The organism is Pseudomonas sp. S2_B07, assembly GCF_054668435.1.
In genome coordinates this window covers 2,587,554-2,609,519 of the sequence record NZ_CP162769.1, presented here as the reverse complement: position 1 = coordinate 2,609,519, position 21,966 = coordinate 2,587,554, and the positions used below count along the sequence as shown (strand labels likewise).

At 59.5% G+C, this 21,966-nt stretch carries 19 protein-coding genes and 1 pseudogene; 13 read left to right on the top strand and 7 right to left on the bottom strand.

The window, feature by feature from the left end; genetic code table 11:
• Positions 1 to 52: 52 nt before the first annotated feature.
• The gene (locus AB4N43_RS12100) at positions 53 to 529 is read right to left on the bottom strand and encodes a PAS domain-containing protein (RefSeq protein ID WP_059181604.1); all 477 of its coding nucleotides are present in this window, start codon (positions 527 to 529) and stop codon (positions 53 to 55) included.
• A 101-nt stretch (positions 530 to 630) separates the two neighbouring features.
• Between AB4N43_RS12100 and AB4N43_RS12095 the strand changes: the two genes are divergently transcribed.
• The 4 genes from AB4N43_RS12095 to AB4N43_RS12080 all read left to right on the top strand — a co-directional run bounded on the left by AB4N43_RS12095 (position 631) and on the right by AB4N43_RS12080 (position 3,996).
• Positions 631 to 1,083 carry a flavodoxin gene (locus tag AB4N43_RS12095; protein WP_460154094.1) on the top strand — a complete coding sequence of 151 codons (453 nt, stop codon included), beginning with the start codon at positions 631 to 633 and terminating at the stop codon, positions 1,081 to 1,083.
• Positions 1,084 to 1,288: 205 nt separating this feature from the next.
• Complete coding sequence (locus AB4N43_RS12090; RefSeq protein ID WP_059181602.1) at positions 1,289 to 2,071, top strand: class II aldolase/adducin family protein; 783 nt, start codon at positions 1,289 to 1,291, stop codon at positions 2,069 to 2,071.
• Positions 2,071 to 2,973, top strand: coding sequence for an alpha/beta fold hydrolase (locus tag AB4N43_RS12085; RefSeq protein ID WP_027924572.1), 903 nt, complete (start codon positions 2,071 to 2,073; stop codon positions 2,971 to 2,973). The genes AB4N43_RS12090 and AB4N43_RS12085 overlap by 1 nt, the downstream gene beginning before the upstream one ends.
• A 111-nt stretch (positions 2,974 to 3,084) precedes the next feature.
• Positions 3,085 to 3,996 carry an SDR family oxidoreductase gene (locus AB4N43_RS12080; protein WP_059181601.1) on the top strand — a complete coding sequence of 304 codons (912 nt, stop codon included), beginning with the start codon at positions 3,085 to 3,087 and terminating at the stop codon, positions 3,994 to 3,996.
• A gap of 65 nt (positions 3,997 to 4,061) precedes the next feature.
• Here the strand turns inward: AB4N43_RS12080 and AB4N43_RS12075 are convergent, their stop codons facing one another.
• Complete coding sequence (locus AB4N43_RS12075) at positions 4,062 to 4,829, bottom strand: N-acetylmuramoyl-L-alanine amidase (protein ID WP_027924574.1); 768 nt, start codon at positions 4,827 to 4,829, stop codon at positions 4,062 to 4,064.
• Positions 4,830 to 5,585: 756 nt separating this feature from the next.
• On the opposite strand from AB4N43_RS12075, the gene AB4N43_RS12070 reads away from it, so the two are divergent.
• From AB4N43_RS12070 to AB4N43_RS12055, 4 genes are all read left to right on the top strand, one after another.
• Complete coding sequence (locus tag AB4N43_RS12070; protein WP_027924575.1) at positions 5,586 to 7,379, top strand: DUF1302 domain-containing protein; 1,794 nt, start codon at positions 5,586 to 5,588, stop codon at positions 7,377 to 7,379.
• A gap of 23 nt (positions 7,380 to 7,402) precedes the next feature.
• Positions 7,403 to 8,770 carry a DUF1329 domain-containing protein gene (locus tag AB4N43_RS12065; RefSeq protein WP_027924576.1) on the top strand — a complete coding sequence of 456 codons (1,368 nt, stop codon included), beginning with the start codon at positions 7,403 to 7,405 and terminating at the stop codon, positions 8,768 to 8,770.
• 139 nt (positions 8,771 to 8,909) lie between these two features.
• Positions 8,910 to 11,465: a LuxR C-terminal-related transcriptional regulator gene (locus AB4N43_RS12060; RefSeq protein WP_027924577.1), complete on the top strand. Its 2,556-nt coding sequence runs from the start codon at positions 8,910 to 8,912 to the stop codon at positions 11,463 to 11,465.
• Entirely contained in the window at positions 11,462 to 12,283 is an 822-nt protein-coding gene (locus tag AB4N43_RS12055) for a hypothetical protein (protein WP_156428506.1), read from the top strand. Before AB4N43_RS12060 ends, AB4N43_RS12055 begins: the two co-directional genes overlap by 4 nt.
• A gap of 51 nt (positions 12,284 to 12,334) precedes the next feature.
• Here the strand turns inward: AB4N43_RS12055 and AB4N43_RS12050 are convergent, their stop codons facing one another.
• Positions 12,335 to 13,138 carry an IclR family transcriptional regulator gene (locus AB4N43_RS12050; RefSeq protein WP_027924579.1) on the bottom strand — a complete coding sequence of 268 codons (804 nt, stop codon included), beginning with the start codon at positions 13,136 to 13,138 and terminating at the stop codon, positions 12,335 to 12,337.
• Between the two features lie 164 nt (positions 13,139 to 13,302).
• On the opposite strand from AB4N43_RS12050, the gene hmgA reads away from it, so the two are divergent.
• From hmgA to maiA, 3 genes are read left to right on the top strand one after another with little or no spacing between them, the layout of a single operon-like run.
• Positions 13,303 to 14,607, top strand: a complete 1,305-nt coding sequence (gene hmgA / locus AB4N43_RS12045) for a homogentisate 1,2-dioxygenase (RefSeq protein ID WP_194940797.1) — start codon at positions 13,303 to 13,305, stop codon at positions 14,605 to 14,607.
• Between the two features lie 3 nt (positions 14,608 to 14,610).
• A complete protein-coding gene (gene fahA, locus AB4N43_RS12040; RefSeq protein ID WP_027924581.1) occupies positions 14,611 to 15,915 on the top strand; it encodes a fumarylacetoacetase in 1,305 nt (434 codons plus the stop codon).
• Positions 15,916 to 15,927: 12 nt separating this feature from the next.
• Positions 15,928 to 16,563 carry a maleylacetoacetate isomerase gene (gene maiA, locus AB4N43_RS12035; protein ID WP_027924582.1) on the top strand — a complete coding sequence of 212 codons (636 nt, stop codon included), beginning with the start codon at positions 15,928 to 15,930 and terminating at the stop codon, positions 16,561 to 16,563.
• A 95-nt stretch (positions 16,564 to 16,658) separates the two neighbouring features.
• Here maiA and AB4N43_RS12030 read toward each other — a convergent pair whose 3' ends face one another.
• Positions 16,659 to 17,462: a SirB1 family protein gene (locus tag AB4N43_RS12030; protein ID WP_460154093.1), complete on the bottom strand. Its 804-nt coding sequence runs from the start codon at positions 17,460 to 17,462 to the stop codon at positions 16,659 to 16,661.
• 183 nt (positions 17,463 to 17,645) lie between these two features.
• Here AB4N43_RS12030 and AB4N43_RS12025 point away from each other — a divergent pair, with 183 nt between their 5' ends.
• Complete coding sequence (locus tag AB4N43_RS12025; protein ID WP_027924584.1) at positions 17,646 to 18,665, top strand: Glu/Leu/Phe/Val dehydrogenase family protein; 1,020 nt, start codon at positions 17,646 to 17,648, stop codon at positions 18,663 to 18,665.
• Between the two features lie 181 nt (positions 18,666 to 18,846).
• On the opposite strand, the pseudogene AB4N43_RS12020 reads toward AB4N43_RS12025, so the two are convergent.
• A pseudogene (locus tag AB4N43_RS12020) lies at positions 18,847 to 19,086 on the bottom strand (YebG family protein); the annotation flags it as partial.
• A gap of 347 nt (positions 19,087 to 19,433) precedes the next feature.
• On the opposite strand from AB4N43_RS12020, the gene AB4N43_RS12015 reads away from it, so the two are divergent.
• Positions 19,434 to 19,934, top strand: coding sequence for a phosphate-starvation-inducible protein PsiE (locus tag AB4N43_RS12015; protein ID WP_027924586.1), 501 nt, complete (start codon positions 19,434 to 19,436; stop codon positions 19,932 to 19,934).
• Here AB4N43_RS12015 and AB4N43_RS12010 read toward each other — a convergent pair.
• Both AB4N43_RS12010 and AB4N43_RS12005 read right to left on the bottom strand, forming a co-directional pair.
• The gene (locus tag AB4N43_RS12010; RefSeq protein ID WP_460154092.1) at positions 19,931 to 20,248 is read right to left on the bottom strand and encodes a DUF3509 domain-containing protein; all 318 of its coding nucleotides are present in this window, start codon (positions 20,246 to 20,248) and stop codon (positions 19,931 to 19,933) included. The genes AB4N43_RS12015 and AB4N43_RS12010 overlap by 4 nt on opposite strands.
• Positions 20,249 to 20,512: 264 nt before the next feature.
• Entirely contained in the window at positions 20,513 to 21,889 is a 1,377-nt protein-coding gene (locus AB4N43_RS12005; RefSeq protein ID WP_460154091.1) for an L-serine ammonia-lyase, read from the bottom strand.
• Between the last annotated feature and the right edge of the window lie 77 nt (positions 21,890 to 21,966).

The following is a 21,966-nucleotide window of genomic DNA, read 5'->3' as shown; positions in this document are numbered from 1 at the left end:
CTTGCTCGAAAGGTATAGTTACAAAGTCATTGGTGATTGTAGTTAATGACACTTAATTCGCAGTTTTGTTTGCGCCGTTCGTCGCTTTCAGCGCAGATAGTTCGGCGAGCGCCTCGGCCAACTGTGATTCCAGTTGCGCCACGCGCTGCTGTGCTTTGACTTGCGTCGTGACGTCCTTCTGCACACCGACGAAATAAGTCTGCCCGTCGTTCGGGTCTTTCACTGTCGATAGCGAGAGTTCATTCCAGAAAGGCGTGCCGTCCTTGCGGTAGTTCCTGAGGATTTCCCGGCAGGATCCTTCCTTGTTCAATGCGTCGCGTATGGTTGGAAGCGCTTCCTGATCCCGGTCGCCCGACTGCAAGAAACGACAATCCTGATAGAGGATTTCTTCGCTGGTGTAACCCGTCAGTCGTTCGAACGCCGGGTTGACGTAAATCAGGATCTTGTCCTGCTCGCCTTCCTTTTCGGCGATCACGATGCCGTCGTTGGAAGCGTTGATCACCATTTGCAGCAGTTGAGCATTGATCATCGGAGAGTCCTTTCCGGTTTGAGGGTGTGTTGCATTCTAAAAGAACAATGCAGGTCCTGCTGTTAATATCCGGTCTTTCACTCAGTTTCAGGATCAGATTGATGAAAGTCGCCATTATTTCCGGCTCGGTGTACGGCACGGCTGAAGAAGTCGCCCGTCACGCCGCAAAAATTTTGAACGCTGCCGGTCACGAAACCCTGCACAACCCGCGCGCGTCACTGGCCGATGTCCTGGCTTTCGAACCGCAAGCGTTTCTGGCGGTGACGTCGACCACCGGCATGGGTGAATTGCCGGACAACCTGCAACCGTTGTATTCGATGATTCGCGATCAACTGCCCGACGCCTGGCGCGGCCTGCCGGGAGCGGTCATCGCCTTGGGCGATGCGAGCTATGGCGATACGTTCTGTGGCGGCGGCGAACAAATGCACGAATTGTTCGGTGAGCTGGGGCTGCGTGTCGTACTGCCGATGCTGCGTCTGGACGCCAGCGAAACAGTGACCCCGGAAACCGATGCCGAGCCCTGGCTCAAAGAATTGGTCAGCGCTTTGCGCTGAAGATGAGGCTCGTCATACTTCTGACGAGGCAACTGAGTCTGTTCGCTACAGGGTTACTGGCGTCGGTCCTTTGACATGGATCCAGACTCATTGCGCCGCTGACTCGCTAGGCCATCAAGCTGGCTGCCAATGCAACTACACGAAGATCGGGGGCTGACTAGACTGCTGTGACGACAGCAGAACAATAAGAACAGGAGGTCTTGCCGTGAATGTTGCTCCCGTCCAGTCACCCCACAGTGTCAAAGGTCAGGTCAGTGCCGCCGAGTGGCAAACTCGCGTCGATCTGGCGGCCTGTTATCGTTTGGTCGCCGCGCATGGCTGGGACGATCTGATCTTTACGCACATCTCGGCCAAGGTGCCGGGCACCGAAGATTTTCTGATCAACCCGTTCGGGCTGATGTTTCACGAAATCACCGCGTCAAGCCTGGTCAAGGTCGATCAGGCCGGCAACAAGTTGATGGACAGTCCTTACGAGATCAACCCGGCGGGTTACACCATTCACAGCGCCGTGCATGAAGTTCGCCACGATGTGGTGTGCGTACTGCACACCCACACCGCGGCGGGTGTTGCAGTCTCGGCGCAAAAACAGGGCATTCTGCCGATCAGTCAGCAATCCTTGTTTGTCCTGTCCAGCCTGGCTTACCACGCGTATGAAGGCGTGGCGCTGAACCATGAAGAGAAGGCACGCCTGCAAGCCGACCTCGGTGAAAACAATTTCCTGATGCTGCACAACCACGGTCTGCTGACCTGTGGTGGCACCATCGCCGATACGTTTCTGATGATGTTTACCTTCCAGCGCGCCTGCGATATTCAGGTGCTGGCGCAGAATGGCGGCGCCGAATTGATCGCCATCCAACCGCAGATTCTGGCGGGCGCCAAGGCGATGATCGCCGGCGTGACCAAAAGTGCTCAAGGGATGGGTGGCGCGCTGGCCTGGCCGGCGCTGCTACGTAAACTCGATCAACAAGACCCGGGTTATAAACTCTAATGCCACTCGCCGAGATCCCCCTGTGTGTCTGGCGCAAACGCGGCCAGACGTTCGTATTCCGTGGCCAGACCATTCGCTATTGGACGGCCGGGCAGGGTGAGCCGCTGTTGCTCATTCATGGCTTTCCGACTGCCAGTTGGGATTGGCATTACTTGTGGCAGCCACTGGCGCAACGCTATCGAGTGATTGCCTGCGACATGCTCGGTTTCGGCGACTCTGCCAAACCGGTGGACCACGAATACAGCCTGCTCGAACAGGCGGACTTGCAACAGGCGTTGCTGGCGCATTTGAGTGTCACCCAACCGGTGCACGTGCTGGCTCACGACTATGGCGACAGCGTGGCGCAGGAACTGTTGGCCCGGCATTACGAAACCCGCATTCACCTCGCCAGTTGTGTGTTCCTCAACGGTGGCCTGTTTCCCGAAACCCATCGTCCGCTGCTGGCGCAAAAGCTGCTGCTCAGCCCCTTGGGCTGGATGATTGGCCGCGCCTTCACGCGTGACGCGCTGGTGAAGAGTTTTCGGCAGATTTTCGGGCGGATGACCCGGCCGACTGAAAGTGAGATGGATGATTTCTGGGGGCTGGTCGAGAGCAATCACGGCCCACGAATCATGCACAAGCTCATTACCTATATCCCGGAGCGGCGAGTCCATCGCGATCGTTGGGTCGACGCCATGCAGCGCGGTGAAGTGCCGTTGCGTGTCATTGATGGCGAGGTCGACCCCATTTCCGGTGCACACATGGTCGCGCGCTATCGGGAGCTGATCCCCAATCCGGACACGGTTCTGCTGGCCGAGATTGGCCATTACCCACAGACTGAAGCGCCGGTGCAGGTGCTCAAGCACTATCTGGAGTTTCGTGATCGGCTGATTTTGCCGCCGCGCAGGTTCGCGTACTCCTGATTATCCCCCTGCCTTATCGGGCACCATTCAGCCTCACCCCTATTCATTGTGACCCGCAGCGCCGTGCCTGACACTCGGGCTTATTGTCCCTGGCCTGCTGGAGTTCTCCCCATGAATGAGTCTGTGCGCTTCGAAGATAAAGTCGTGATCGTCACCGGTGCAGGCGGCGGCCTGGGCCGGGCACACGCGCTGCTGTTCGCCAAACAGGGCGCCAAAGTGCTGGTCAACGATCTCGGCGGCTCGGCGCAAGGTGAGGGTGCCAACGCGTCCGCAGCAGATCGCGTGGTCGCCGAGATTCGTGAGGCTGGCGGTATCGCCGAAGCCAACCATGATTCGGTTACCGACGGCGACAAAATCGTCCAGCACGCGCTCGATGTTTTCGGCCGTGTCGATGTGGTGGTCAACAACGCCGGGATCCTGCGCGACAAAACTTTCCACAAGATGGATGACGCCGACTGGGACCTGGTTTACCGCGTCCACGTCGAAGGCGCCTACAAAGTCACCCGCGCCGCCTGGCCGCACATGCGCGAGCAAAACTATGGCCGCGTGATCTTCACCGCGTCGACCTCGGGCATCTATGGCAATTTCGGCCAGTCCAACTACGGCATGGCCAAACTCGGCCTCTACGGCCTGACTCGCACCCTCGCTATTGAAGGGCGCAAGAACAACATTTTGGTCAACGCCATCGCTCCGACTGGCGGCACGCGCATGACCGAAGGCCTCATCCCGCCGCAAGTGTTCGAACAACTCAAACCGGAACTGGTCAGCCCGCTGGTGGTGTACCTGGCCAGTGAAAACTGCAAGGAGACTTCCGGTTTGTTTGAAGTCGGTGGCGGCTGGATGGGCAAGGTGCGCTGGGAACGCAGCCTCGGTGCCGGGTTCGATCCGCGGGTGGGGTTCTCGCCGGAGGATGTAGCGGCGCAGTGGGAGCAGATTTGTGATTTCGAGGGCGCGGCGCATCCTAAGGACAATATTGAAGCGCTGAAGGAAATGATGGGGAATTTGCAGAAGTATTCGCTTTGATGGAGGCCAGCAAGGTCACTGTTGATGACCTTGCTGGTGCTTAGTGTTCGGGGCTGCAGCGATAATCAAGGAAAGTACTTGCGAACCAATGCGGCCAGATTCGCCGCCGTTTGCACGTCCATGATTCCGTCGTATGTTTGAGGGCGAAAGTGCAACTGAAAGGCTCGAACCAGTTGCATGAAGCCTTGATCGGTAGACGCATTTGAAACGTCATAGCCATAGGTTTTGAACTGCTTGAGCAATTCGGTTCGGGCTGGAATGCCGGTTTCGTTGTATTGCTGAAGATAGGCGTCGCGGGTGGTATCGTCGAACCAGGCACCAATGCCTTTCAAGTACAGGGCCTGCCAGGGAAACTTCGGCCCTGGGTCACTCTTGCGGCCGACCGCAACGTCAGAGTGGCCCAAGACGTGGGTCGGGCGGATATCCGGATAGCGCTCAAGAATGTTCAGCGCCAGATCTTCAATCGCAGCAATTTGTTCTGGCTGATACGGCGGGAAATTGAACACCCCTTGGCTGAATGTCGCCAGGTTAACGATTTCGACACCGATAGACGTGTCGTTCAGGTTGCTGCGGTTACCCCACTGACTGACACCCGCATGCCAGGCACGTTTGGTTTCGTCGACGAGGCTGAAGACTTCCTGCCCGGTGTAGCCGGCGTTCAAGTAACTCGGATCGGTGATGTCCGGAACCAGATAATGTGCGCTGACATTCGGGCCGGTCAATGCATTGACCGAACTGGAGAAGTTGCCGGCCGTGTAGTGAAAAATCAGAAAACGTACGCGGCTGTTGGAACTCTGGGTGGCGTGGTGTTTGTTGTAGATGACGGGTTTCATGAAAAAACGGCTCTTGGTTAAATTGAAGTCAGCCGTAGTTAGTATTGATGGCTGAGCTGTAATTAACCTTAATAGCTGTTGCGCTTCGCGTGTTTACTGAGTCCTGTAGTCGCTTTCCGAAGTCTGTGTAGGGGGTCGATAAATAGAGTTGAACTGCCACCGATAGCCGCGCACTCGATTAGCGAAAAGGTATATAGAGAACTGTCTGCAACTCTGCTCGTTTGTCAGTCTACTAATCTTGGAATGTCGCCCATAAAAAAGGCCGCTGCAAACGCAGCGGCCAAGTAAGACGTTGGATCAGGAGCTACAAATCAACGTCTGTGTACACGGGGCGATCAATCGAAAAAGCGTCGATTCATCTGGATTCTGTCGCCGATGGCGTGGGTTGATCACACGCCATGGCTTCGTGCTGTCCGGCGGTTCACCGTGAAAGCCCGGCAAGAATAAGCCGTTGAGCCCAAAGGAAAAATAGCGATTCGCGACATGCAGTGTTGCAGCCTGAGTAACAGTCCCGGCTGGCCACACCCAGGTAGCAGCTGCCTCGCGTTGCTCCGCAGCTGCTACAGGTCGGTGGTCGCCAGGCCCATGCGTCTGACTGATAACCCTCCATCCAGCCCATCGATGCCCGGCGCAAAGCCGCGGCCCGTCTGGCCATTCATCCTTTAGAGGTATACCGCGAATACCTCCTTGGTGCGCTTATCGCTCCCCGGTTGCGGCAGTAGGGTGTGGCCTTCTGTCACTCACCGGGGAAGACGCATGACAAAAACAACAATGCGCGCCATCTTCAAACCGCAAGCGCTGGCCGCTGCGGTGGCCTTGGGTTGCTGTGCCCAGGCGCAGGCTGTTTCATTCAATATCGGCGAGATCGAGGGCACGTTTGACTCCTCACTGTCCGTCGGCGCGAGTTGGGGCATGCGCGATGCCGAGAAATCGTTGGTGGGCACCGTCAACGGCGGGACCGGGCAGTCGTCGACCGGGGATGACGGACGGCAGAACTTCGGGAAGGGCGAAACCTTTTCCAAAATCGTCAAGGGCATCCACGACCTCGAACTGAAGTACGGCGACACCGGTGTGTTCGTGCGGGGCAAGTATTGGTACGACTTCGAATTGCAGGATGAAGATCGTCCGTTCAAACAAATCAGCGACCACGGCCGCAAGGAAGGCGCCAAGTCTTCCGGCGCGCAAATCCTCGACGCCTTCGTTTATCACAACTACTCCATCGCTGAGCTTCCGGGCAGCGTGCGCGCCGGCAAGCAAGTAGTGAGCTGGGGTGAAAGTACCTTCATCGGCAACTCGATCAACAGCATCAACCCGATCGACGTTTCTGCGTTCCGTCGCCCCGGTGCCGAGATCAAGGAAGGCCTGATCCCCGTGAACATGCTGTACGTTTCCCAAGGCCTGACGGATCAGCTCTCGGTCGACGGGTTCTACCAACTGGAGTGGGACCAGACCGTTCTCGACAACTGCGGCACGTTCTTCGCTGTCGACGTGGCGGCGGACGGTTGCAACAACAACTACACCGTCGGCAGCCCGGCGATTGCTCCTTTGGCGCCGCTGGCAGCCGCGTTTGGCCAACCGATTCAAGTGACCCGCGAAGGCGTGGTCGTTCCCCGTGGTGGCGACCGCGATGCGCGGGACTCCGGGCAGTGGGGCACCGCATTGCGCTGGCTCGGTGATGACACCGAGTACGGCCTGTACTTCATGAACTACCACAGCCGCACACCGACGGTGGGCACCGTCACGGCCGGCGCGTCGACACTGGCCAGCTTGCCGGGCATGGTCGGTATCGCCAACCGTCTGGCACCCGGTAGCGGTTCGGGGCTGGCGCAGAGCGTGATGCTCGGTCGCGGCCAGTACTACCTCGATTACCCGGAAGACATTCGTCTGTATGGCGCGAGCTTCTCCACCACCTTGCCGACCGGCACGGCGTGGAGCGGTGAGATCAGCTATCGCCCGAACGCCCCGGTACAGGTCAACACCAACGACCTGACCCTGGCCTTGCTCAACCCGATTGCCGGTGGTGCTGCATCACCGATTGCCACCACGCCTGGCGCTGACAACAAAGGCTACCGCCGCAAGGAAGTCACGCAAATCCAGAGCACCCTGACGCAGTTCTTCGATCAGGTACTGGGTGCGCAACGACTGACCGTGGTGGGCGAAGCGGCCGTGGTTCACGTCGGTGGTCTGGAGGGGCGCAGTCAGCTGCGTTACGGCCGCGACTCGGTGTACGGCCAGTACGGTTTCGGTGGCGACACCGAAGGCTTTGTCACCTCGACCTCGTGGGGCTACCGCGCCCGGGCAATCCTCGATTACGCCGACGTGTTCGCCGGGGTCAACCTCAAGCCCAACCTGTCCTGGTCCCATGACGTTGCCGGTTACGGCCCCAACGGGCTGTTCAACGAAGGCGTCAAGGCGGTCAGTGTCGGTGTCGATGCCGACTATCGCAACACCTATACCGCGAGCCTCAGTTACACCGACTTCTTCGGCGGTGACTACAACGTCCTCGAAGACCGCGACTTCGTGGCGCTGAGCTTCGGCGTGAACTTCTGATCTGGCTGAGAAGGATGATTTCAATGCGCAAGATGATTCTGCAATGCAGCGCCCTGGCCCTGAGTTTGCTGGCCGCCAACGTGATGGCGGCAGTGTCGCCGGAAGAAGCCAACAAACTCGGCACCAGCCTCACGCCGCTGGGGGCCGAGAAGGCCGGTAACGCCGACGGCTCGATCCCGGCCTGGACCGGTGGCCTTCCAAAAAACGCTGGCGCGGTGGACAGCAAAGGCTTTCTCGCTGACCCGTTCGCCAGCGAAAAACCGCTGTTCGTGATCACCCCGGCGACCGTCGACAAGTACAAGGACAAACTGTCGGAAGGCCAGGTGGCGATGTTCAAGCGCTACCCGGAAACCTACAAGATCCCGGTCTACCCGACCCATCGCACCGTGGCCGTGCCGCCGGAAATCTACGAGTCGGCCAAGCGCAGTGCGCTGAACGTGACCACCATCAACGATGGTAACGGCCTGGCCGGTTTCACCGGCAACCGCTACTACGCGTTCCCGATTCCCAAGAACGGCGTCGAAGTGATGTGGAACCACATCACCCGATACCACGGCGGTAACCTCAAACGCATCATCACCCAGGTGACCCCGCAAACGAACGGCAGCTACACGCCGATCCGCTTCGAGGAAGAAATCGCCGTCCCGCAACTGATGAAGGACCTGGATGCGGACAAGTCCGCCAACGTGCTGACCTTCTTCAAACAGTCGGTCACCGCGCCAGCGCGTCTGGCGGGTAACGTGCTGCTGGTGCACGAAACCCTCGATCAGGTGAAGGAACCGCGTCTGGCGTGGATCTACAACGCCGGCCAGCGTCGTGTACGTCGCGCCCCGCAAGTGGCCTATGACGGCCCGGGCACCGCCGCTGACGGTCTGCGCACCTCCGACAACTTCGACATGTTCTCCGGTGCGCCGGATCGCTACGACTGGAAACTGATCGGCAAGAAGGAAATGTACATTCCGTACAACAGCTACAAACTCGACTCGCCAAACCTCAAATACGACGACATCGTCAAGGCCGGGCACATCAATCAGGACCTGACCCGCTATGAACTGCACCGTGTCTGGGAAGTGGTCGGCACGGTCAAGCCGAGTGAGCGCCACATTTACGCCAAGCGCCACATGTACATCGATGAAGACAGTTGGCAAGTGGCGCTGGCGGATCACTACGACGGTCGCGGGCAACTGTGGCGAGTGGCTGAAGGGCATGCTCAGTATTACTACGATCACCAGACTCAGGCGTACACGCTGGAAGCGCTCTACGACATCATCGCCGGCCGATACATCGCGCTGGGGATGAAGAACGAAGAGAAGCACAGTTTCGAGTTTGGCTTCGAAGCCAAGATCGCCGATTACACGCCATCGGCGCTGCGTGCGGAGGGGGTTCGGTAAGGGCTTTATCCATTCACCGTGCAAAAGGCGACCGATGGGTCGCCTTTTTTATGGCTGTCGATCAACGCCCTGAATACTTCTCAACAAGCGGGTTAGACAGGTCTAGGGTGGCCTCACAATTATAAAAAGGCACGCTGCAATGACCGCCATGACTCCGTGTCTGGACCGTTCCGGATTCCTGCCCCGTCTGTCTTCTCATCACCTGTCGCGTGAGCGCTTGAGCGAGCCGTTGCTGGCGTCTACCGCGCGGGTGAAATTGATCTGCGCACCCGCTGGCAGTGGCAAGTCGGCGCTGCTTGCCGACTGCCTGTTGCAGGCGCCGCCGCAGTGCCGGGTGTGCTGGTTGCCGTTGTCGGGCAGGGTGATGAGCGCGGCGGATTTTCGTCAGAGCGTGGCAGAAGCGCTGGGGCTGGCTTCGTCAGAAGAGCCGGCGATGCTTGGCGCGATGGCTCGATTGCAAGTGCCGACCTGGCTGTTTCTGGATGACTATTGCCGCGTTCCGAACCCGGAACTCGATCAGCTGCTGGATCGCATGCTGGCCGTCAGCAGCCCGGCGCTGACCTGGTGGCTGGGCGCCCGCCGTCGCCCGCAATGCAACTGGCCGCGGTTGCTGCTCGATGACGAATTGTACGAATGCGAGCGCGCCACGCTGGCCTTCAACCAAACCGAGGTTGCCTCGCTGTTGCGCCACCTGACACCGGCCGATGCAAGCACCGCCGCCAGCAAGATTATCCAGCTCAGCGGAGGTTGGTGTGCTGGAGTACGCGTTGCGCTGCTGCAAAAATGCGACTGGTCGCGTAACGACCCGCATCACAGCCGACCTGACACGTTGCTCGATTACCTCGAACACGAACTGTTTACCAGCCTGACCCCTGAGTTGACAGAGGCCTGGCGGGTGCTCGCGCATTTGCCTCGCTTCAATGCACGTTTGTGCGATCACCTGTTTGGCGCAGGGGAGGGCGCGCAATGCCTGAAGACGTTGCAGGATCTGGGGGGCTTTATCGAGCCCTGGCAGGACTCGGCCGACTGGCTGCAGATCTTCCCTCCACTCATGCAATTGATGCGAGATGAACAATGGCCGGCCGGACGTTCCTGGCATCGCCGCGCCTGTCAGTGGTTCGCCGCTGAACTGGATTGGAAAGCGGCGTTCGAGCAGGCCCTGCTGGCTGAAGAGTTTGAGGTAGCGGTGAGTCTGTTGCAGCACTTCAGTTTCGAGCATTTGTTCGAGGAGCAGACGGTCGTGCTGTTGTTGCGTTTGTATGAGCATCAAGGCGCAGAGCTTATGTTCGGCTCAGCGCAATTGGTCGGTTTGATCACTGCGGCATTGTTGTTTGCCGGACGATTCGAGCAAGCCGCCGATTGCATCGAACAGTTGTCGCGCTTTACCCCACAACCCTCGGCGGTCCAGCAGCGACAACTGATCGCACGGTGGCAGGCGCAGCAGGGCTGGTTGCTGCATTTGCAAGGGCGTATGGAGGGCTCGCGCGCGCATTTTCTTGAGGCGCTGAGCGAGCTCTGTCCTGACCTGTGGACCGTGCGCTTGATGTGCCTTTCGGGTCTGACGCAACAGGCCCTGCTCAGGGGGGAGCTCGAAGTGGCGCAGGCGATAAACCGCGATGCGTTGTGCCTGGCGCGGGCGCAAGGCTCGCTGGTTTTCGAAGGGCTGCTGGAGCTCGATCATGCGCAATTGCTGGAGCAACGTGGAGCCCCTCAACGAGCCGACCAGTTGCTCGCCAACGTTCAGGGCTTGCTCACTCAACAGCCGCGGATCGCCGAGCCCCTGCTCGGGCGAATTGCCTTGCACCGTGGGCGCTTGAGTTTGTGCCAGGGCCTGGATGCGCAGGCTGCCGCGTATTTCGAAGCGGGGCTGCTCATCTGTTTGCGCAACCACGACAAACGGGTGCTTTACGGTTTCCTCGGTTTGGCGCAGGTGGCGGCCAATCAGCGCGACTACGCCCAAGCCTTTGTCCAGCTGCGCGATGCCGAGCGCTTGATGCAGCAACGGCAGATTCCTGACACCGTTTACCGCGGTGTGCTGTTGCAGATCAGCAGTCAATTCTGGCTTCAGCAGGGGCGCCCGGAACTGGCTCATGAGGCGCTCAGTCGTGTACTGCGCCACTATCGTGGTCCGCATGCGAGGCAGGCGCCTCCCGCGACCCTGATGTTGATTGCGCGTATCGATTATCTGTTGGTGTTGGCAAAGGTCGCTCTGCATCAGGCCAAAGACCCGCTGAACCATTTCGCCCAGGCACTTGAGCAGTCGCAACGCGCAGGGATGCGGGCGCTGGAGGTTGAATTGCTGTTCGCCGCGGCTGAAGTCGCGTGGCAGAACGGTGACATGGTCGGCGCCCGGGATGGGTTGCGCAAAGGATTGAATCTCTCCAGGCACCATAGCCTTCACCAGGCGCTCAGTGAGTTGCAATTGCGTCAGCCTGATCTTTTGCCGGTACTGGAGGAGGCTTGGGACCGTTCGGAAAAAAATCTGCCGGTGAGTGAAATCAATCCACTCAGTCTGCGTGAAGTGGAAGTGCTCAAGCTGATTGCGCTGGGCAATTCAAATCAACAAATAGCCGAGCAGTTGTTTATCTCCTTGCACACGGTGAAAACACATGCACGGAGAATTCACGGGAAGTTGGGTGTGGAGCGCCGGACGCAAGCGGTTGCGAAAGCCAAGAGTGTCGGTCTGTTGGATTGAGCGAAAGACTGTTTGCTATTGGGCACGAAGCTCACGGCGTGCAAAGAGCCGGTTCTGCTATAAAACTATCTTCTGGCGAAGGGGTTTACGAATTCTGGCTTGAAGGTGCGCGCATCACGGGAGGGTATGTTTTTGGTGAGGGGCATGTGAAGTTCGCCTATGTCCCGAATTCGCCCGGCAAAGCCTTTATCTGGGTCGGTGATTTATCCAAGGCTATCGAGAACGATCGCATTTTGGGTGAGCATCTTCTGAGTCTGGCCGGTTTGCGTGGGAGGGACAGGGTCGGCGCTTACATCAGCAAGTCCGGTGATCCGCGAGGTTCGCAGCCAGTGCCCGGGTTAGGCGGTACTTATCCGGTCTACAACTTCAAGGCCGAATACGAAAGCCTGATTGATCGCTCGCTTGATGATCTGGATGTGCTGACCACTTCGCCAGCCGAAGCGTTCTGGCAGGAGACAAAGATTCTTCTCGAAGTGGCATTGGATGTGATTTCAATCTTTGTCCCGCCAGTGGGTTTCGTTGTCAGCGTGTTGAAGATCAGTCATTCGATCGTGCAAGGCATCATTGCATCCAGCCATGGCGACTCTGCAGGCGCCAATGCGCATTTTGCTACCGCGTGGCGTGGGGCAATCGTCATGTACCTGGGTAAAGTCGCCTCGGTAGGATCGGCGGCCTCAGCATTTGGCCTGCTGTCCACAATCAGGGATCTGAGCGACGTGCTCTCCGCCGTCACGGGCGTGCCGGTTGGAATCAGTTATGTCACGGCGGTGGCTGTGCCGCACTGGACCCCCGAGAGTACGACCCACGTGATCGGTTGACGGTCGGACCCACATCCAGGCGTTATCCCGAGGATGATTGATCGGAGCTGATCAGCTCCGGTCTTGAGACATCGGTGATGCCTCATACCCCATCCGCCAGCTCACGGCCCGCGTCGCCGCCAGCAATCGCTGCGCCGCCGGGCCGTTTTCGTCGGCGTGAAACAACGAGGTCGGGCCGACAATGGTCAAGACCGCCGCGACATTCCCCACGGCGTTGAATATCGGTGCCGACAAGGCATCCACCCCTGGCATCAACAACCCATGCACATGATGCAGGCCGCGCTCGCGGATCTGTTCGCACAAGGCCGTATAGGTTTGATCGTCCGCCAAGATATGGTCCGTGGCGTTGTGCAGTTCCTGATTGCGCAAGTCCACGGTTTCCCGTTTCGGTAGATAAGCGCCAAACACCAGGCCAGTGGACGAACTGAGTAATGGCAGCACCGAACCCAATTGCGTCACCACGGTTACCGCACGCACCGCCGGTTCGATGTGGACCACGGTCGCGCCCTGATTGCCCCACACCGCCAGAAAACAGGTTTCATTCAGCTCATCGCGCAGCTCGGCCAGGGGCAGGGCGCCGACTTTCAGCACGTCCATACTGTTGAGTGCAGCGAGCCCGACACGCAAGGCTTCACGGCCGAGACCGTAATGGTTGGTGGCCGGGTTCTGCTCGGCAAAGCCGCTGGCGATCAGCGCCTGTAAATAACGATGAACCTTGCTGGCCGGCATCTGCACGTGTTCGGCCAGGCGCGACAGGGAGGTCGAGGGCGACAGCTCGGCCAAGGCCTTGAGGATGTCAGTGCCGACCTCGGCCGAGCGGACTTTCTGTTTGTCGTTGTTGCGCGGCGTTTCCATGGAGGCGGTCTGATCCCGGGACGAATGGGCGTCTTTATAGCTTGACGGTCAATACCAATCAAATTACGTTATGCGTAATCAGATTACGATAAAAATAACCCTGGCGTGCCGAACCTCTGCAACAGAGTGACAGGCCATCGCCTAGTCCCCGTTCAGGAGGCTCCATGAACCCTGATTCAACCGCGCCAGCGCTGGCTTATCAGTCCGGCTTCGGCAATGAATTCAGCAGTGAAGCGTTGCCCGGCGCACTGCCCGTCGGCCAGAATTCCCCGCAAAAAGCCCCGTATGGCCTCTACACCGAATTGTTCTCCGGCACTGCGTTTACCATGGCTCGCAGCGAAGCGCGGCGGACCTGGATGTACCGCATACAGCCATCGGCCAATCATCCGGCGTTCGTCAAACTGGAGCGGCAACTGGCCGGCGGCCCATTGGGTGAAGTGACCCCCAACCGCCTGCGCTGGAACCCGCTGGACATCCCGACCGAGCCGACCGATTTCATCGATGGGCTGGTGAGCATGGCGGCCAACTCGGGCGCGGAAAAACCGGCCGGAATCAGCATCCATAGCTATCGCGCCAACCGCTCCATGGAGCGCGTGTTCTTCAACGCCGACGGTGAAATGCTGTTGGTGCCTGAGCTTGGCCGTTTGCGCATTGCCACTGAACTTGGCGTGCTGGAGCTGGAGCCGCTGGAGATCGCCGTGCTGCCGCGCGGGCTGAAATTCCGCGTCGAACTGCTCGACCCACAAGCGCGCGGTTACATCGCCGAGAACCATGGCGCGCCATTGCGTCTGCCGGACCTGGGGCCGATCGGTAGCAATGGCCTGGCTAACCCGCGGGACTTCCTGACGCCGGTTGCGCACTACGAACACCTCAAGCAACCGACCACCCTGGTGCAGAAATTCCTCGGTCAGTTGTGGGGGTGTGAGCTTGATCATTCACCGCTGAATGTGGTCGCCTGGCATGGCAATAACGTGCCGTACAAATATGACCTGCGCCGTTTCAATACCATCGGCACGGTTAGTTTTGATCACCCGGACCCGTCGATTTTCACGGTCCTGACTTCGCCAACCAGCGTGCATGGTCTGGCCAACCTCGACTTCGTGATCTTCCCGCCGCGCTGGATGGTCGCCGAGAAAACCTTCCGTCCACCGTGGTTCCACCGCAACCTGATGAACGAATTCATGGGCCTGATCCAGGGCGCTTACGATGCCAAGGCCGAAGGCTTCGTGCCCGGTGGCGCGTCCTTGCACAGTTGCATGAGCGCTCACGGCCCGGACGGCGAAACCTGCACCAAGGCCATCAACGCGGAGCTGGCGCCAGCGAAAATCGACAACACCATGGCGTTCATGTTCGAGACCAGCCAGGTCCTGCGCCCGAGCCGTTTTGCCCTCGACTGTCCGCAACTGCAAACTAATTACGATGCCTGCTGGGCCACGCTGCCCGCCACTTTCGACCCGACCCGGAGATAACCCATGACTCAGACTTCCATCACTCGTAGCTGGGTTGCCTCTGCCAACGGCCATACCGATTTTCCGCTGCAAAACCTGCCATTGGGCGTGTTCAGCGTGAACGGTTCGGCCCCGCGTAGCGGCGTGGCGATTGGCGACCATATCTTTGATCTGGAGGCGGCACTGGATGCCGGCCTGTTCGACGGCGCAGCCAAAGCCGCGGTCGAAGCGACCCGTGGCGGTCAGTTGAATGCTTTTTTCGAACTCGGTCGCGAAGCACGTGTTGCCCTGCGTGAACGCTTGATCGAACTGTTCAGGGACGGCAGCACGCTGCACGGCAAGATCGAAGCCCAAGGCGCAAAACTGCTGCCATTGGCGGCTGATTGCACGATGCACCTGCCGGCGAAAATCAACGATTACACCGACTTTTATGTAGGCATCGAGCACGCGCAAAACGTCGGCAAACTGTTCCGCCCTGACAACCCGCTGCTGCCGAACTACAAGTACGTGCCGATCGGCTACCACGGTCGCGCCTCGACCATTCGCCCGTCGGGCACTGACGTTCGTCGTCCGAAAGGGCAGACCCTGCCGGCCGGTCAGACCGAACCAACGTTTGGCCCGTGCGCACGTCTGGATTATGAACTGGAACTGGGTATCTGGATCGGTCAGGGCAATGAGATGGGTGACTCGATTGCCATCGGTGACGCTGCCGATCACATCGCTGGTTTTTGCCTGCTCAATGACTGGTCGGCGCGTGACATTCAAGCCTGGGAATATCAGCCACTTGGCCCGTTCCTGTCAAAAAGCTTCATCACCAGCATCTCGCCATGGGTCGTCACTGCCGAAGCGCTGGAGCCGTTCCGTCGCGCCCAGCCTGCGCGCCCTGAAGGCGATCCGCAGCCGCTGCCGTACCTGTTCGACAAGCGCGACCAGGCCGCTGGCGGGTTCGACATCGAGCTGGAAGTGCTGCTGCTCACCGAAGGCCTGCGCGAGCAAAACCTGCCGGCCCATCGCCTGACGCTCAGCAACACCCAACACATGTACTGGACTGTGGCGCAAATGGTTGCACACCACAGCGTCAACGGCTGCCAGTTGCAGGCCGGCGACCTGTTCGGTTCGGGCACCTTGTCCGGTCCGGAAAACGGTCAGTTCGGCAGCCTGCTGGAAATCACCGAGGGCGGTAAAAAGCCGATCGAGCTGGCATCGGGCGAAGTGCGTAAATTCCTTGAAGACGGCGACGAGATCATCCTGCGTGGCCGTTGCCGCCGTGAGGGTTTCGCGTCCATCGGTTTCGGCGAATGCCGCGGCAAAGTACTGCCGGCGCGTTAAGAGGATCGGGTGATGGAACTCTATACCTACTACCGTTCGACTTCGTCCTATCGGGTGCGTATTGCGCTGGCGCTCAAGGGCCTGGATTACCAGGCCCTGCCGATCAACCTGATTGCATCGCCAGGTGGAGAACATCGTCAGCCGGCCTACCTGAGCATCAACCCGCAAGGCCGGGTGCCGGCCTTGCGCACGGATGAAGGCGACCTGTTGATTCAGTCACCGGCGATCATCGAGTACCTCGAAGAACGTTATCCACAGGTGCCGCTGCTGTCCAAGGACCTTGCCGCCCGTGCACACGAGCGCGGTGTGGCGGCGGTGATCGGTTGCGATGTGCATCCGTTGCACAACGTCAGCGTGCTCAACAAGCTGCGCCAGTTAGGTCATGACGAACCGCACGTGGTGGAGTGGATCGGACACTGGATCAGCCAGGGGCTGGCGACGGTGGAGCAGTTGATCGGGGATCAAGGGTATTGCTTTGGCGATGAGCCGGGATTGGCGGATGTCTATCTGATCCCTCAGCTGTACGCGGCCGAGCGATTCAACATCGCCCTCGAAGCGTATCCACGGATTCGCCGGGTCGCGGCGTTGGCAGCCACGCATCCAGCGTTCATCAAGGCCCACCCGGCCAACCAGCCGGACACCCCATAAAGCCTCACTCGATCAATATGTGGGAGCGGGCTTGTGGCAGGCATAAATGCAGGCTATACCGAAATCAAACTGTAGGAATGAGCCTGCAGGGGTTCTCAGTGGACGATTGAGTTGGGCGGCAGGTGCCCCAGGCGTTCGGTCAGGCGAATCCGCTGGATCGGGTCGTCGCTGAGCAACAGCGCACGCTCCAGATCGAAACGCTCGGCATTCGGGCAGTCCAGGCGCTGATAGAGGCTGGCCCGGGCCAGGTAATCGGCGGCGCTGGCATCGCCCAGTTCCAGCACTCGTTCGGCGTCGACCAAGGCGCCTATGTAGTCATCGTGGGAGAGGTGCAGTTGACGCAGGTTTCGCGACAGGCGTTGCAGCATCTGCACCGGGTCTGCCGTCAGTAAATGGTCGGCGCCGAGTTTCATGTTCGGACCGTACTGACGTTGCAGCAGCTCCCGGCAGTCGTTGGGGTACAAACGACGTCCGCCACAAGGGTCCAGCAGGTGGTCGGCTCCCGGCACCCGCAGCAGGAAGTGCCCGGGGAAGTTGACCCCCACCAGTGGGATCTCCAGGCGTTTGGCCAATTCCAGCGCAATCAGCCCCAGGGACAGCGGCTGGCCGCGCCGCAGTTCCAGCACTTTATTGAGCAGGGCCACTTGCGGGCGCAGCGGCGTGAAGTCGTCCTGCGCGAACCCCAGGTCATTCATCCGCCGCAACAACGGCTGGGCCAGCTCGCTGACCGGTAACATCGGCAAGCCATGGCTGACTTGCTGTGTCAGGTCGCTGAAGTCGGCCAGCACGGCCTCGGGATTCAGCCTTGAGTCGTGCTCGACCGCCATCCACAGCGCCGCTTCGAACAGCGCGGGCGGTGAACGTTGCAGGCAATCGAAGAAGCGTTGGCGGGGCGTCATCAAAATCTCCGGCAGATGCCTCGTTTTAGCCCCGTCTCCGGCATTCGTCCAGTGCTGCACACATCCGGTTTCAGGTTATGTCCGAAAGCCTGCAATGTGGCTCCGCTTATTCCGGCGCGCTTCTGCAATTTTTGGGCGCAAGCCTATACTGGCGACTACAAGAAGTGATTCGGGAGCCCCGCGATGTTCGCTCTCATGCAAAGCACTCGCCTTGAATCGCTGCATCTGAGCGTCGACCCGGTCACCGGGTTGAAGGCGGTCATTGCCATTCATAACAGCCGGCTCGGGCCTGCCCTGGGCGGTTGTCGTTACCTTGCCTATCCCAGCGACGAATCCGCGGTCGAGGATGCCATACGCCTGGCGCAAGGCATGAGTTACAAGGCGGCACTGGCCGGGCTCGCACAGGGCGGCGGCGTGGCGGTGATTGTTCGCCCGATCCATGTGGAAAATCGCGCCGCGCTGTTCGAGGCGTTCGGACGCTGTATCGATCAGCTCGACGGTCGCTACATCACCGCCATCGACAGCGGCACCTCGGTGGCGGACATGGATTGCATCGCCCAACAGACCCAACACGTCACCAGCACGACGTCGGCCGGCGATCCTGCGCCGCATGCGGCCATGGGCGTGTTCACCGGTATTCGAGCGACCGCGATGGCCCGTCTGGGCAGCGATAACCTGGAAGGCCTGCGGGTGGCGATCCAGGGTTTGGGCAACGTCGGTTATGCGCTCGCCGAACAACTGCACGCGGCTGGCGCGGAACTGCTGGTCAGCGATATCGATCACGGCAAGGTGCAATTGGCGATGGAGCAGTTGGGCGCTCACCCGATTGCCAACGACGCACTGCTCAGCACACCGTGCGACATCCTTGCGCCGTGCGGCCTGGGCGGCGTGCTCAACAGCCACACCGTGACACAACTGCGCTGCTCGGCGGTGGCCGGCTCCGCGAACAATCAACTGACGCACCTGGAAGTCGCCGATCAACTGGAGCGGCGGGGCATCCTGTATGCACCGGACTACGTGATCAATTCCGGTGGGCTGATCTACGTTTCGCTCAAACACCGCGGCGAAGAGCTGACAACCATCACTGCACACCTGTCAAAAATCGCCTCACGGCTGACCGAAGTCTTCGCCCATGCCCAAGCGGAAAAACGTTCGCCGGCGCGGGTGGCGGACGAATTGGCAGAGAAAGTGTTGTACCGCTGAGCGACTCTTTTGTCCGGGACATGAAAAAGGCCCTGAGTCCTTCGACTCAGGGCCTATTCAATTCGGGCGCTGCTTATTTCGGCGTCTTGGTCGCTTTGGCGGGCTTGGCCGGTGTCGGCTCAGCGGCTTCAACCGACTCGGCAGGTTCAGCCTGTGCCACCACTTCAACCGGCGCATTCAGCAGTTCGGACAACGCATCCGGCTGGCTCTTGAATGCCTTGGCGAACACATCGCGATTCTTCGCCATGTAGATCCCGGCTTCTTCCACTTGCTGCTCAGTCAGGGACGGAACGGCTTTTTGCAACACTTCAGCCAGCAATTCAGCCAGTTCGAGCATTTTGTCATGACGGTCAGCTTCGGCTTTATCCATGAACAAGCGCTCCAGATCTCGGCTGCTGCGGTATACCACTTCGACGGCCATTCACCACCTCACATGCCTTCACATTAGTTGTCTGTTTCGACCACTGTATTTATATACAGCGAAAAGGATAAGCGAATCCCTGCGCTTTGGGTAGTGGCTTTTTAATGTAGACCGAAATTGGCGTTTGTCAGGTGAACTATGTCGCCCCCACAGTGGTTTTGTGAACGTCACAGATCCCCTGTGGGAGCCGAGCTTGCTCGCGATGGCGTCAGTGGATACACCACAAAAGTGTCCAGCAACAACTCATCACCATCTCACCGAGAGTGACTGGCCTTTTTTCTGCATGCAGAACAACCGTCACGTCAATCCAGCATCATCCGCTCGAATCGAGCTAAGGAAGCATCATCGTGAAAATAAACTGGGCCGAGAACCTGCGGCAGAACGTGCACCAACTGGCCGAGTCCCTGGGCAATCTGTTCGTCGAGACGTTCCACTACCTGGCGCTGTTCGCCATCGGTGCTGTGACCGCTTACGCAGCGGTGATGGAATTCTTGCAGATGATCGAAGCTGGGCACATCAAGATCGACGACATCTTGCTGCTGTTCATCTACCTCGAGCTGGGGGCGATGGTCGGGATTTACTTCAAGACCAACCACATGCCAGTACGATTCCTGATCTACGTGGCGATCACCGCACTGACGCGACTGCTGATCTCCAACGTCTCGCACCACAATCCGCCGGACGTGGGGATCATCTACCTGTGCGGCGGGATTCTGCTGCTGGCGTTTTCGATTCTGGTGGTGCGCTACGCCTCGTCGCAATTCCCTTCGGTGAAGATTGAACACCCGCAACGCAAGGTCGGTGCGGGTTCCAGTGAACATCCCGAAGTGGAGAAGGGCGAGCTTTAAAGCCGGATCGAAGGTCGCGGCCGGCCTTCGACTGGCGGTGGTGGCAGGGAGCGGCTGTCGCCGTCGGTCATGGCTTCGAGGATGGTCATGGCACTGTGGCCCTGCTCGATGGCGATGCCGAACTGAATGCTTTGCACCAGGCGCTTCAGGCGCTTGGGGTCATTGCGTTGTTCGGCACTGATCATCCGTTTGGCCACCACGCGGCCGCTGTTGGAGAGGGTCAGCATGATGCTGCCGTCCAGACCCTGAATGCTCAGGTTGATCTGGTAATCCGGTGCAAAGGCATCGGTAATGACCTGAAAGGGGTTGTCCATGATGCGTCACCGCCTGATTGAACGTGCAGTTGTTGACCGGTCATATCCAGGTTGGTTCGCACCACCAGACCATCGGCCGATCGCTCGCTGAGGTTTCAAAAGTCCTTTTGCCTCAGAGGTGACTTAGCAAGGGGCATGCCGGAAAAATTGTCGGACAATGATCACGGCAGAAAACAGGCGGGTGCCCTGACAATCAAGCGGCCCGCCTTCTTTTTGCCTGCCCGTTTCGGGGCATGAATGCGCAGATGACCGCAGACAGTGCAATCAGCACTCCACCCAGCTCACCGCCAAACCGCCGCGTGACGTCTCTTTGTATTTGTCATGCATGTCCGCGCCGGTATCGCGCATGGTGCGGATGACCCGGTCCAGGGAAATGAAGTGCTTGCCGTCGCCGCGCAGGGCCATTTGCGTGGCGTTGATCGCTTTCACCGCGGCAATCGCGTTGCGCTCGATGCACGGCACTTGTACCAGGCCGCCGACCGGGTCGCAGGTCAGGCCGAGGTTGTGTTCCAGGCCGATTTCGGCGGCGTTTTCCAGTTGCTCCGGGGTGGCACCGAGCACGTCGGCCAGACCGGCGGCCGCCATCGCGCAGGCCGAACCGACTTCGCCCTGACAGCCGGCTTCCGCGCCGGAGATCGAGGCGTTTTTCTTGCACAGAATGCCGACTGCCGCCGCGCCCAGAAAGAACGCAACCACGTCGTCGTCCGACGCGTCCGGGTTGAACTTCATGTAGTAATGCAGCACCGCCGGAATGATCCCCGCCGCACCGTTGGTCGGTGCCGTGACCATGCGCCCGCCCGCGGCGTTTTCTTCGTTCACGGCGAGGGCAAACAGGTTGACCCACTCCATGGCCGACAGGGTGGAGGTGATGACATTCGGCTTGCCGATTTCCAGCAGGCTGCGGTGCAGTTTCGCCGCACGACGGGGCACGTTCAGGCCACCCGGCAGGAGGCCTTCGTGACGCAAACCCTGCTCAACGCACTCGCGCATCACCGACCAGATGTGCAGCAAACCCTGGCGGATCTCGGATTCGCTGCGCCACGCCAATTCGTTGGCCATCATCAATTCGCAAACGCGCAAACCGTGCTGGTTGCAGAGCCGGAGCAATTCGGCGGCGCTGGAGAAATCGTACGGCAGCACTACATCGCTGGCAGGCGCGATGCCCGACTCGGCTTGGGCCGCTTCGATGATGAAACCGCCACCCACCGAGTAGTACGTTTGTTCGTAGAGTTCGCCGGATTCGCCGAACGCTGTTAGCGACATCGCGTTGGGGTGGTAGGGCAGGCTCTCGTCCAGCAGCAGGAGATCGTGCTGCCAGTTGAAGGCAATTGTGGATGTGCCAGCGAGGGGCAATTCACCGGTTTCGCGCAAGGTCTGGATACGGCTGTCGATGGACGTGGGATCGATGCTGTCCGGCCATTCGCCCATCAGGCCCATGACGCAGGCGCGGTCGGTCGCGTGGCCGACGCCGGTGGCTGACAGGGAGCCGTAAAGGCGGATTTCTACCCGACGTACGGCGTCCAGCACATGCTGGTCAACCAGCGCCTGGGCGAAGGTTGCGGCGGCGCGCATCGGGCCGACGGTGTGGGAGCTGGACGGACCGATGCCGACTTTGAAGAGATCGAAAACACTGATAGCCATGCTAAACCCTATACAAGCAATGGAAGAGAAATCGCTGCCATTTTTGTAGGACGAGCGCAATCTAGGCGATACTGCCA

Excerpts from the sequence above, each read along its gene's own strand:
- AB4N43_RS12100 (WP_059181604.1), bottom strand. The coding sequence starts at position 529 with ATGATCAATGCTCAACTGCTGCAAATGGTGATCAACGCTTCCAACGAC.
- AB4N43_RS12095 (WP_460154094.1), top strand. The coding sequence starts at position 631 with ATGAAAGTCGCCATTATTTCCGGCTCGGTGTACGGCACGGCTGAAGAA.
- AB4N43_RS12085 (WP_027924572.1), top strand. The coding sequence starts at position 2,071 with ATGCCACTCGCCGAGATCCCCCTGTGTGTCTGGCGCAAACGCGGCCAG.
- AB4N43_RS12080 (WP_059181601.1), top strand. The coding sequence starts at position 3,085 with ATGAATGAGTCTGTGCGCTTCGAAGATAAAGTCGTGATCGTCACCGGT.
- AB4N43_RS12075 (WP_027924574.1), bottom strand. The coding sequence starts at position 4,829 with ATGAAACCCGTCATCTACAACAAACACCACGCCACCCAGAGTTCCAAC.
- AB4N43_RS12070 (WP_027924575.1), top strand. The coding sequence starts at position 5,586 with ATGACAAAAACAACAATGCGCGCCATCTTCAAACCGCAAGCGCTGGCC.
- AB4N43_RS12065 (WP_027924576.1), top strand. The coding sequence starts at position 7,403 with ATGCGCAAGATGATTCTGCAATGCAGCGCCCTGGCCCTGAGTTTGCTG.
- AB4N43_RS12060 (WP_027924577.1), top strand. The coding sequence starts at position 8,910 with ATGACCGCCATGACTCCGTGTCTGGACCGTTCCGGATTCCTGCCCCGT.
- AB4N43_RS12050 (WP_027924579.1), bottom strand. The coding sequence starts at position 13,138 with ATGGAAACGCCGCGCAACAACGACAAACAGAAAGTCCGCTCGGCCGAG.
- hmgA (WP_194940797.1), top strand. The coding sequence starts at position 13,303 with ATGAACCCTGATTCAACCGCGCCAGCGCTGGCTTATCAGTCCGGCTTC.
- fahA (WP_027924581.1), top strand. The coding sequence starts at position 14,611 with ATGACTCAGACTTCCATCACTCGTAGCTGGGTTGCCTCTGCCAACGGC.
- maiA (WP_027924582.1), top strand. The coding sequence starts at position 15,928 with ATGGAACTCTATACCTACTACCGTTCGACTTCGTCCTATCGGGTGCGT.
- AB4N43_RS12030 (WP_460154093.1), bottom strand. The coding sequence starts at position 17,462 with ATGACGCCCCGCCAACGCTTCTTCGATTGCCTGCAACGTTCACCGCCC.
- AB4N43_RS12025 (WP_027924584.1), top strand. The coding sequence starts at position 17,646 with ATGTTCGCTCTCATGCAAAGCACTCGCCTTGAATCGCTGCATCTGAGC.
- AB4N43_RS12010 (WP_460154092.1), bottom strand. The coding sequence starts at position 20,248 with ATGGACAACCCCTTTCAGGTCATTACCGATGCCTTTGCACCGGATTAC.
- AB4N43_RS12005 (WP_460154091.1), bottom strand. The coding sequence starts at position 21,889 with ATGGCTATCAGTGTTTTCGATCTCTTCAAAGTCGGCATCGGTCCGTCC.